Consider the following 9,176-nt stretch of genomic DNA (forward strand, 5'->3'; position numbering starts at 1 on the left):
CACGTCGGCATCAGCAAGCACGGTATTGAGGTAGTAGGCGTGTTTTGCATCCTTTGCGTATCCGTATTCCATGACCTGGAATGTTCCAGCATCCGCAATCGGCGAGGCATCCGTGCCAACATAATAATTCCATTTGTCCGCTGCCCAGATGTCGTTCCAAGATACGTCATCTTTTAGCATTTTGAAAGTTTTGATATCACGAACATGCAAAGGCTTTTCGCTCACATAGTAATCCTGCCGGTCCCGCCCGATGTTTCCTTTGACTATTTCAAAAGTAGCCGGATCGGCCCCTTGCACCGTTAAATCAGATAGATAAACCCGATGCTTATCGCGGGCGAACAAATTGCCAAGAGGCTCAAATGAGCCTGGCTGCGCATTTCGGATTATCCGACCGTTGCAGTATACCTGATTCGCATCCCAGGCATAGAAACTGGGGCTGCGCCATCGAAACGTTGCGGAATCGGAACCGGGGAGCAAAGAGCCTTGATAAAAAACGTGCCTGCTGTCCCTGGCGTAATCCTTTTTGTCAAGAATTTCAAAGGTTTTGCCATCTGCTTCCAGAATCAGTTTCGCGTCCCGATAGCTGATTAGCAGGACATAGACGGTTCTGACATAGTACACTTCATTCCCGCGAACTTCATAGCCATCCCGGTCTGAGTTCATCATGAACCTTCGCCTTCATTCACAAAGTCGTGCCATACCACCCTTATGGTGGTTCAGCCGCGCGGCGCAGTCGAAGCGGCTGAACTCACCTGTTAGCATGCGCACGCAAGGAGATTACCGAGCACGCACATATCGGCAAACCTGCGCGCCGGTGCTGGCTTTGACTGTGGACTCCAGCGTGAACGCGATCGCCCTTCCGTTTGCGGCGAAGATCGTCTTCCCCCCACCGAGGATGATCGGCTCAATCGTGAGCAACAACTCATCTACAAGGTCGGCGGCGAGCAACGACCGGACCATCGTCGCGCTGCCGTACACGTAGATGTAGCCCCCCGGCTGCGCGCGCAGATCAGAGACCGTCTTTACGAGGTCATCGCCTCGGATGATTGTGGTAGGGTTCCACGTAATGTCCTTCTCGGTGAGCGTATCGGACACTACGTACTTCTGCACGCGGTTGATCCAGTCCGAGAATGGGTCACCTGAGCGAGTGGGCCAAGCGCCAGCCGAGGCTTGATAGGTGCGACGTCCTTGTAGAAGCGCGTCGCTATGCTTGGCAAGTTCGCTATACGCGCCACCCATAACGGCCGGGTCGAAGTATTTCATTGACCATCCGCCGTGACTGAAACCGCCGTCGGTGTCCTCGCTCGCCCCTCCGGGAGCCTGTACGACACCGTCGAGGCTAATGAATTCAGTGATGAGCGTCTTCATGGAATCTCCTTATTGCTTAAATAGGACCTGGCGCGGCTTGTTGGAGTTGAGCTGGGCCTGGGTGCAGACTCAAATAAGAACCGATGCATCTTATACCACAACTTGGGGAAGAGCAGCTTGGTCAATTCGTGCGTTTGGAGTTCGACTCCGACCATACACATGAAGCGCACGCTTGATTGGACGCGTTTTGGATGGGGCTGCTTTTTGAGTTGATGCTGTCTCGTTTCCCCAATATTGGAATTGCATCTGGATCGCTGTAAAAATTACTGGTGATTTGGCGCAAAAGCCAATCTCCACGGCCTGCATCTGTCAGCACGACGCTGAGCAGCTCACGTCGAAGCCCCGCCCGACGAATCGGCTGGCGAATTCCCTCCCAACGGCCCGCGTAAGCAGCGGCTGCGCCAAGGCAACCCACAATCGTGCGAGCGCGATTGGCGCCGCCGTCGTGGAAGCAATATCAGGCAGGCGCAGGCGATTGGGTTACGCCACTGAAGACACGGACTTCCTGTTCCAAACGCCCTTCAAGGCGGTCTTTCTCGATTTCCAGATCATACCGCGTCTGAAGATTCAACCAGTAGCGCTCCGATAGACCGAAGTAACGTGATAGGCGCAGGGCCGTATCTGCGCCGATCGCGCGCTTCCCGTGCACAATCTCGTTGATGCGACGAGGATGAACGCCGATGTCCTGCGCCAGCCGGTATTGTGTGATACCAATTCCAGGAAAATACCAAGCACCAGCCGGGGACTCATAAGAGATTTGAGCAAAATAGTTTCCTGCTTCAAGAAAAGTTCGTTGCCCACTATATGAATAACTTTGCCCGGCCAGGATTGTTACTTGTTCTCGAAAGGGAAAATCTTGGTATCTAGAGCAGAGCCAATCTCCTGGGGTGCAATTTGGGCCTCGGGCCCCCACCCCTAGGCGATTCAGAACCGCAGCGCCTGGACCTATATTTCTAATGGTGTAAGTGGCTGTAACAATTTGACCAGCTGTAGGATTAGCTGGCGTAAGCACAAGCGGGGTTACTACCTCTATGGTAAAAGAACTCGGTTTTGCGTTTGTGGTTGTTGGGAAAACGATCAAGCACACCAAACAAACGAACAGAAGGATTCTTCTCATGTGGCCTCCGTTGGCTGGACATGCGGTTCCGACTGTGCCAAAAACAGCTGCCGCCAGTGATTTTGTGAACGGATCGTCTTGTAGATGGCAACGGCATTCAGAATGGATTCAGCGATGTCCAACTCGGTCAGGCCATCGGCCTCCATGTCGAGGAGCGCCTTTTTACTGAAGGCCATGTTAGGCCCTGGCCCAGGACACTCCCTGCCCTACACGCACGCCGCCCATGACGACGAAACGAATTGAGCTGTCATCCCACAACCCACGGCCAAGCGGGGTGAGATGCCTGCGCAACCACCAACACTAGGCTGTGTGCGCCGCCAAGCTGCGTTTGATGCCGACAAAGGCGGCTTCTTCGAGTTCTACACGTTCCTGGATCACGCGTCGCAACCAGTCCTCGACACTGGGCGTGCGATGCAACTGCGCCAGAAACGCAGCCCGTGCCGCCAAATCGGCCGGCAGCATCAGTGCGGCGGGCGCAGTATGCTGCACGTGCACAGGCGCTTCCCAGGCGCTATCATCCTCGGCCTGCGCGATGACAGCCTGATCAATCTCGGCTTCGGACAACTGCTTCTTCATGTTACTTCGTGGACTCATATGTTCCATTCGGTGATAATACGCACGATGTTGCCTGGTTTGAGTTGAAAGATGATCTTGAGAAGGCGGCCGCCGATGGTCCGACCCAGCAGTTGATAGCGATCATGGTCCGACTTATTACGTCGCACCTCGAACTCGGAAAAGAAGCACTCGACTGCTTCATCGAACGTCACATGGTGGGCAGCTAACTCGTCTCGCTCGAAATCGGGTTCGAAATCAGCAGGCGTAAAACGTTGCCAGTTGACCACAACCGCGCCTCTTCTTGCCGAAAAGGACCGAATCTCTTCTTGCGGGGTTATTGTATCACAGTTTTTGGGAAAGCATGCACCAACTACAGACTTTGGCCGCGAGTCGTGCATCTTCGCATCGGTTGAGCCAGGTTATTGGATTAGAGAGCCTAACGTGCTTGAGATGAGCCGCGAGCGAAGCGAGTCGGCTCGGTCTCATTGTTAGATGCCGCGCCTACATGTTCACGTACACGGTCGGACTTTGGTTGCCGCGCACAAAGTACTGATGGACTGACCTGTTGCGATACTGTGCGCGCACCTGCTCGTCTGCTACAAGTCCGTCGAACTCCCACCGCCCGCTCGCATCCCGTTCGGTGAGATCGCGCGTCTCGTACGTCAGCGTGCGTGCCGGGTACCAGCCGTGGATTTCATAGACTTCGCGCACGAGTCCGTGGAATACAGAGAACGCGTACTTTGCACCCTCACGTCGCGGTCCGACTTTCCAGATACCGCGGGTCGCCTCTTGGAGTTCAAGCGGAGACATGTCGCGCCGATAGAGCTGGTTGATCCGAATGAGAATCACCGGATCGACGATCGTCACCGGCTCCGCTGCGTAGAAGGCCGCCAGTTCATCGAGTGACATGCGCCCCATCTCGAGACTGCGCCAGCCGCGAACCTGATTGGTTAGCGAACCCAGACCTAGTGCATCAATCACTGCAGCCTCAACCCGAAGCGCGGTCTCTTCGTCCTTCAGGCCGTGGGCGAGAATCTCGAGTTGCGGGGAGATGCCCGCAGCCCTCAGCTCCGCGATGAGGCGCGTCTTCTCTGACTCGCGAACATCGCCAAAGTGCGCAAGAACCCGTTCGCCAGCCCCTTTTCCCACGTAGAAGGGTTCACCCGTTCTGGGGTCAAGGTACAAGTAGACGTAGTGGCCCAAGTGCTCAGCGACGCCCGGCGGCAGGTGCGATTCCATGTCCCACTTCATGTGCCAGCCCCCTCAGTGCATCTAACGCCGCCGGCATCACTTGCCGCCGCCGTTCGTGCTTTTGTGATCGAATAAACCCGGCACGGCAGCAGTCAGGCGGATGCCCATGTTGGGCTCGTGCCCTGTCCCGCGAATTGCAGCGAGCCAGTCTCCCATGACCGCGAGCCGTGGCCGACATCGCCGCCGGCCCACAAACTAGCGCCCTACTCAAACAAGTCAGAATGCGCACCCGTGCGCTCGAAGATGATTTCGTCGTCGTTCAGCTTGTAGATGAGCAACCAGTCCGGTTCGAGATGGCATTCGCGCCGATTCCGGGAGTTGCCCTTCAACAGGTGATCACGATAGCGTTCCGCCAGCGATTCTTCGTTGATCAACGCGGCCAAGACTGCCTTAAGCCGCTCGATGTCCTTCCCTCGGCCTGCGCCAGCCGCAGATCGCGCTCGAATTGGGTGGTATAGTTGGGCGTGCGCATCAAATCCCTAGCCGCGCGAACATATCTTGCGCGTTCCCGCAACGGACAATGTTTTCGCCCGCATCCGTCTCGGCAAAGGTGGTCAGCGTGACCGCATTGGGGAGACGCACATCGAAGGGCAGGCTACGGTTGAGCTTGACCTGCTGATAGAAGAGGGTGATGGCTTGGGTGGCCGAAAGCCCCAATGGCTCAAAGACATCCTCAACTTCGTCCTTGAGGGTGGGGTCAACACGCGCCCGAATCATGGCTGACTTGTTCATGGACACCTCCGTTCTGAACGGTAGCGTACCACGAATGGGATACAAAGGCAAGCCCTGCAAGACGAATCGCAGCGGAAGGAACCGCGTTCTTGGCTAGCGCGAGGCTTCAACGGCGAGTCGTGGGTTTCCTCATCGGTTGACCCACAGCGTTACATGGGACGCCCAACGCCCTGCCGTTGAGCCGCCTGGCCGGCTGTGCGCTCATAGGTTCAATATACAATAAGCGCCATCGAAGACGCCATGCGCGTTACCACCTGGCCGAAGGCCAGGTCGGTTCCAACCGCGGGTTGGGCAGCGCTAGAACTGTAATGCAATTACTCCTACGATGATGATCCAAATAATGTATGTCAGCACGTTGAATCGATTCGGCCAGCCCATATTGACATGGGGACCACCAACCTCGCCAGCCTTTGGATCTTTGATTCGAGAGATGATTATGGTTGCAAAATAGGTAACCATCCCAATCCAAGCCAAGACTATTCCAAATATTAATATGCCCTGATATGCCAACCACGAGGGATTGTGAAGCAGACTGCGGACCGCCAGTGTGGCTGCGATTGGGAATGTAAGAATGACGATCACTCCACAGATTTTATGAATTGTGTTTACTAAACTGTTGGTATCATTAGTAATTGGGTCAGTCTTGAAAATCCCAGCGCCGAATAGAGCGATCACAATCAGGACGAACGACCAACGGCTAATTGTCCCGCTGATAGGTGATAAAGTAGGCCAAATGGTGATCAGAAGACCAAGAACACTTGCCCCCCAACAAAAGAATGCCAGTCTCATCATCCAACCATAACGTCCGATCTCATATTCACTAATCATACGCCAGGATGGATCGAGTTCTCGTTTCAGGAAATGAAGTAGGAAAAGAATGGCAAGGAAGGCAGAAGCAAATATAGTCGAGATATATTCGGTTGCCATGTTTCATTCATCCTTTCTGGGGCTGCCGAACGGCGGGTGTAAGCAGCGGCTGCGCCAAGGCAACCCACAATCGTGCGAGCTCCACCGGCGCAGCCGTCAGCTTGACGCAAGGTTAGGCCCGTGGCCTTGACCAGCCCCACCCAACGAGACCTGCCGACCATGATGGCGAATCGTGCTTGATCGTCGATCTCCGTCAGTCGGCTGGAAGCAGGGGTTAGGCGTTTGCACCACGTTCGATCAGTAGACTTGCCAACTCAGGATAGCCGTAATGGCGTCTCGCCAAGTCGAGAGGTGTTTGCTGGTTACAACTTCCGACCGCTAAGGCTGCGCCAGCGTCAATAAGAATCTGGGCTGTCTCCAGATGATTCGGCAGTTCACGTCTTTCGATGTTGCCATAAACTGCATAGTGAATGGGGGTCTCGCCATCTACGTCGCATGCATTCATGTCGGCGCCATTTTCAATCAGGGTTCGAGTAACTGAGCAATTACCATATGCGGCAGCCACATGTAGCGGTGTTTGGTTGCGGACGTTTCTGGCTTCGACACTAGCTCCATGTTGAACGAGGAGCATGGCTTCCGTAGCGGTACCATCCACTGCTACCAAGTGTAGTGGCGTCTCACCGTAACGGTTACAGATTGTTGCTCGTGCGCCAGCCTGCAACAAGTGGCAAAACACATCTTCGTATTCCACAGCAAAGAAGAGCGGTGTCTCGCCATCTTCTACAACTATGTTGACATCATCACCAAGTTCAATTAGCCTATGTGCGATGGCCGGATGCCCATCCATCAGTGCCGAAATAAGCGGAATGTTGCACTTCATGTCATAATGTTCTCGATACCTGCCAGCGTTTCCCGCCCGACGGCCTAACGCCCCGGTGACCGGCTGGGGGAGAGCGGGTACAAACTATCCAGACCCAACCAGATGTTACGGGCGACCGGCAAAAAGGCCGGGATCACCCCCAGTCCGGTGCAATGGATGTTCGACGGCGTGGCCCATAGGCATAGTTGCTGTTCTTATGTTCGCACTGGTTACGCCAACACAGGTGTCAGTGGCTGGCGAACCTTCACTTCTCGCTTCACTCGCTCTGCCAGTGCTGCTTCTGCCACTTCCAAATCGTAGCGCGCCTGCAAGCGCATCCAGACGTTGGCACTGGTGCCAAAGTAACGCGCCAAGCGCAGGGCAGTATCAGCTGTCACCGTACGTTTGCCGTGGACGATTTGGCTAATGCGCAAGGCAGATACACCCAGGTCTTGGGCGAGACGGTACTGAGTTAAGCCGAGCGGCTTCATGAAATCTTCGAGCAGCACTTCGCCAGGATGGACAGGTGGCAAACGTTCTTCCTCGGCACTGTTGATTTGGCTAGTCATGATAATCCTCGATCTTGACCTGTTTCGCTTTTCCCGCTTCCCAGTAGAAGCAAACTCGCCATTGCTCGTTGATCCGGATGCTGTATTGTCCGGCACGGTCACCGCGCAGAAGTTCGAGTCGGTTCCCAGGGGGCGAGCGCAGGTCTTGTAAATCATCGGCATCTTCCAAGTAGAGCAACTTGCGGCGGGCGGTCTTTTGGATGGTCGAAGGCAACTGGCGTGAAACTCGCCCATTGAAGATCTTTTCAGTTTCTTCATCCGCAAATGATTCTATCATATCGCGATATTATCATGACACGTTACTGTCGTCAAATTTGACTGGATCACTCCCGGCTTTACTATTGGCCTGCCCTGATGGTAGTCAGCCGCCGAACGGCCAGGTTCACCTGCGGCTGCGCCACACGTACCTGCAATCCGGAAAGTGGTTCCCAGCGCAGCCGTCACCTGGAACCACTGTTAGGCCGCTGCCCCAGCCGCGCCCGCCCGACGAGACCCGCTGCCCATGACGGCGAACCTGGCGGCCTGTCATCGCTGGATTGACGATTAATCGCCCGGTGTTTCCAACGCGTTTTGGGCAGCAAGCGATTGATAGAAACTCAACGGCGCCGCGAGCGCCTCCAGCAATTCGCTCGGCAGGCTTTCGCGTTCCAGAAGTCCAACCACAATCGCATACGCGACGTTCATGTCAGGCGAGCCGCTGTTGTAGCGGTTGAATAGCTCCCGCGATGGGCCGACTTCGTATTGATGAAGGCAGTGACTCAGTTCACCACTACTGATTCGGCCGTCGCGCCATTCTGCGAAGCTTCGGTCGAGTTGGCTCAGTTCACCATGCAACTCGCGTTCGTAGGCTGTTGTCAATGCTTCGCGCAGCAACTTCTTGACGTGTTTCGAGTGAACCTGCATGTGCGGTGTTTACTCCAAAGGCGGCAATTGCTGAACCGGTAGCAGCACCTCGATGCTACGCGCCTGTCTGGGCGTGCGCCTGAGCAGACCCTTCTCCTCTAATCGGAGAATCATGTCATGGACAGCCGGCGGCGAAACACGAAAATAACGTTGCATGTCCGATTCTGCCGGTGGGTAGCCGTTGATTTTGGTGTAGTAGTAGATGAAGGCCAGATACTGACCTTGTTGGTGAGTGTAGTCCAGCATTCCCTCATCTCGGCAGTATGGTGTCCGATTTCGCGTGGCCTCGATGGCAAGTCGTACCTCATCCTGTCGGTTGGCCCACGGTGTTATATCGGACGCCCAACGGATTGGCTCAGCGGCAGCGGCAAGGGTAAACGGAACGCCTTTGTTATTATCGCGCAACTCGGCAAAATGCACAGCGTACCAGCAGCGGCAGAGCCGCTGTCCGCTGGAGCCGGTGTTGGGCGGCTTTACTCTTTCTACTGCTTTCTTTTACCTTCAGCCCTACGCCTGCCGAATACGTTCGCTCGTGTTATATCCTCGCTCTCCAAACGGCTGCAACTGCTCCAGCCAAATCTGTTCCAGTAACGTCAATTCATCTTCCACATTGAAATTCGGATCGTCTCTTACTTTCACCACCTCTACCACTTCAAAAACGAACTTGTCTTCACCATACTCATCCCACTCAGCTTGAAGTGCCTTATTTGTGTGGCTGCCAATTCGTAACATGAATTGGTGACCATTCAAGGGCCCATCAAGATTCAAGCTGCTACCAAGCAATACCTTGCCATTCACGGCATTCTTCACCTGAAAGATACCGGCTGTCTTTGGTCGCTCCTTATATTCTCTTTGAATTTCTTTTCTCGACTTTGCCATCATTGATCTCTTTTTCTAGTTTTATGGAGCCGCCCAAAACGGAATATGGGTTATGCGGTGGCAAGTCAGACAGCAG

At 54.7% G+C, this 9,176-nt stretch carries 16 protein-coding genes; all 16 read right to left on the reverse strand.

The features are described 5' to 3' along the window. On the reverse strand, window positions 1-666 hold a 666-nt coding region (locus ACPQ6D_RS23485; RefSeq protein WP_423226790.1), incomplete at its 3' end, for a DKNYY domain-containing protein. Window positions 667-777: 111 nt separating this feature from the next. Next, window positions 778-1,368, reverse strand: coding sequence for a dihydrofolate reductase family protein (locus tag ACPQ6D_RS23490; RefSeq protein ID WP_423226791.1), 591 nt, complete (start codon window positions 1,366-1,368; stop codon window positions 778-780). Between the two features lie 457 nt (window positions 1,369-1,825). Continuing rightward, entirely contained in the window at window positions 1,826-2,125 is a 300-nt protein-coding gene (locus ACPQ6D_RS23495) for a HigA family addiction module antitoxin (RefSeq protein ID WP_423226805.1), read from the reverse strand. Between the two features lie 356 nt (window positions 2,126-2,481). Beyond that, window positions 2,482-2,631, reverse strand: coding sequence for a hypothetical protein (locus ACPQ6D_RS23500; protein ID WP_423226792.1), 150 nt, complete (start codon window positions 2,629-2,631; stop codon window positions 2,482-2,484). Between the two features lie 154 nt (window positions 2,632-2,785). Beyond that, window positions 2,786-3,079, reverse strand: a complete 294-nt coding sequence (locus ACPQ6D_RS23505) for a hypothetical protein (protein WP_423226793.1) — start codon at window positions 3,077-3,079, stop codon at window positions 2,786-2,788. Beyond that, window positions 3,076-3,327 carry a BrnT family toxin gene (locus tag ACPQ6D_RS23510; protein ID WP_423226794.1) on the reverse strand — a complete coding sequence of 84 codons (252 nt, stop codon included), beginning with the start codon at window positions 3,325-3,327 and terminating at the stop codon, window positions 3,076-3,078. Before ACPQ6D_RS23510 ends, ACPQ6D_RS23505 begins: the two co-directional genes overlap by 4 nt. Before the next feature lie 214 nt (window positions 3,328-3,541). Continuing rightward, window positions 3,542-4,291, reverse strand: coding sequence for an LEM-3-like GIY-YIG domain-containing protein (locus tag ACPQ6D_RS23515; protein WP_423226795.1), 750 nt, complete (start codon window positions 4,289-4,291; stop codon window positions 3,542-3,544). A 203-nt stretch (window positions 4,292-4,494) separates the two neighbouring features. Continuing rightward, on the reverse strand, window positions 4,495-4,674 hold the full coding sequence (locus ACPQ6D_RS23520; RefSeq protein WP_423226796.1) for a type II toxin-antitoxin system YafQ family toxin: 180 nt from the start codon (window positions 4,672-4,674) through the stop codon (window positions 4,495-4,497). An 88-nt stretch (window positions 4,675-4,762) separates the two neighbouring features. Further along, window positions 4,763-5,023, reverse strand: coding sequence for a type II toxin-antitoxin system RelB/DinJ family antitoxin (locus ACPQ6D_RS23525; RefSeq protein WP_423226797.1), 261 nt, complete (start codon window positions 5,021-5,023; stop codon window positions 4,763-4,765). A gap of 297 nt (window positions 5,024-5,320) precedes the next feature. Beyond that, on the reverse strand, window positions 5,321-5,950 hold the full coding sequence (locus tag ACPQ6D_RS23530) for a DUF998 domain-containing protein (RefSeq protein WP_423226798.1): 630 nt from the start codon (window positions 5,948-5,950) through the stop codon (window positions 5,321-5,323). Between the two features lie 214 nt (window positions 5,951-6,164). Next, window positions 6,165-6,770: an ankyrin repeat domain-containing protein gene (locus ACPQ6D_RS23535; RefSeq protein WP_423226799.1), complete on the reverse strand. Its 606-nt coding sequence runs from the start codon at window positions 6,768-6,770 to the stop codon at window positions 6,165-6,167. 209 nt (window positions 6,771-6,979) lie between these two features. After that, the gene (locus tag ACPQ6D_RS23540) at window positions 6,980-7,318 is read right to left on the reverse strand and encodes a HigA family addiction module antitoxin (RefSeq protein ID WP_423226800.1); all 339 of its coding nucleotides are present in this window, start codon (window positions 7,316-7,318) and stop codon (window positions 6,980-6,982) included. Then, window positions 7,311-7,595 carry a type II toxin-antitoxin system RelE/ParE family toxin gene (locus tag ACPQ6D_RS23545; RefSeq protein WP_423226801.1) on the reverse strand — a complete coding sequence of 95 codons (285 nt, stop codon included), beginning with the start codon at window positions 7,593-7,595 and terminating at the stop codon, window positions 7,311-7,313. Before ACPQ6D_RS23545 ends, ACPQ6D_RS23540 begins: the two co-directional genes overlap by 8 nt. A 266-nt stretch (window positions 7,596-7,861) precedes the next feature. Next, a complete protein-coding gene (locus tag ACPQ6D_RS23550; RefSeq protein ID WP_423226802.1) occupies window positions 7,862-8,221 on the reverse strand; it encodes a hypothetical protein in 360 nt (119 codons plus the stop codon). A 9-nt stretch (window positions 8,222-8,230) separates the two neighbouring features. Further along, a complete protein-coding gene (locus ACPQ6D_RS23555; protein ID WP_423226803.1) occupies window positions 8,231-8,467 on the reverse strand; it encodes a LexA family protein in 237 nt (78 codons plus the stop codon). Window positions 8,468-8,728: 261 nt separating this feature from the next. Then, the gene (locus ACPQ6D_RS23560; protein ID WP_423226804.1) at window positions 8,729-9,103 is read right to left on the reverse strand and encodes a GIY-YIG nuclease family protein; all 375 of its coding nucleotides are present in this window, start codon (window positions 9,101-9,103) and stop codon (window positions 8,729-8,731) included. Window positions 9,104-9,176 lie beyond the last annotated feature (73 nt).

This window comes from Candidatus Amarolinea aalborgensis (assembly GCF_900491745.1).
GTDB lineage: Bacteria > Chloroflexota > Anaerolineae > SSC4 > Amarolineaceae > Amarolinea > Amarolinea aalborgensis.

Coding starts and splice junctions, on each gene's coding strand:
- ACPQ6D_RS23490 (WP_423226791.1), bottom strand. CDS start 1,368: ATGAAGACGCTCATCACTGAATTCATTAGCCTCGACGGTGTCGTACAG.
- ACPQ6D_RS23500 (WP_423226792.1), bottom strand. CDS start 2,631: ATGGAGGCCGATGGCCTGACCGAGTTGGACATCGCTGAATCCATTCTG.
- ACPQ6D_RS23505 (WP_423226793.1), bottom strand. CDS start 3,079: ATGAGTCCACGAAGTAACATGAAGAAGCAGTTGTCCGAAGCCGAGATT.
- ACPQ6D_RS23515 (WP_423226795.1), bottom strand. CDS start 4,291: ATGAAGTGGGACATGGAATCGCACCTGCCGCCGGGCGTCGCTGAGCAC.
- ACPQ6D_RS23525 (WP_423226797.1), bottom strand. CDS start 5,023: ATGAACAAGTCAGCCATGATTCGGGCGCGTGTTGACCCCACCCTCAAG.
- ACPQ6D_RS23530 (WP_423226798.1), bottom strand. CDS start 5,950: ATGGCAACCGAATATATCTCGACTATATTTGCTTCTGCCTTCCTTGCC.
- ACPQ6D_RS23535 (WP_423226799.1), bottom strand. CDS start 6,770: ATGAAGTGCAACATTCCGCTTATTTCGGCACTGATGGATGGGCATCCG.
- ACPQ6D_RS23540 (WP_423226800.1), bottom strand. CDS start 7,318: ATGACTAGCCAAATCAACAGTGCCGAGGAAGAACGTTTGCCACCTGTC.
- ACPQ6D_RS23545 (WP_423226801.1), bottom strand. CDS start 7,595: ATGATAGAATCATTTGCGGATGAAGAAACTGAAAAGATCTTCAATGGG.
- ACPQ6D_RS23550 (WP_423226802.1), bottom strand. CDS start 8,221: ATGCAGGTTCACTCGAAACACGTCAAGAAGTTGCTGCGCGAAGCATTG.
- ACPQ6D_RS23555 (WP_423226803.1), bottom strand. CDS start 8,467: ATGCTGGACTACACTCACCAACAAGGTCAGTATCTGGCCTTCATCTAC.
- ACPQ6D_RS23560 (WP_423226804.1), bottom strand. CDS start 9,103: ATGATGGCAAAGTCGAGAAAAGAAATTCAAAGAGAATATAAGGAGCGA.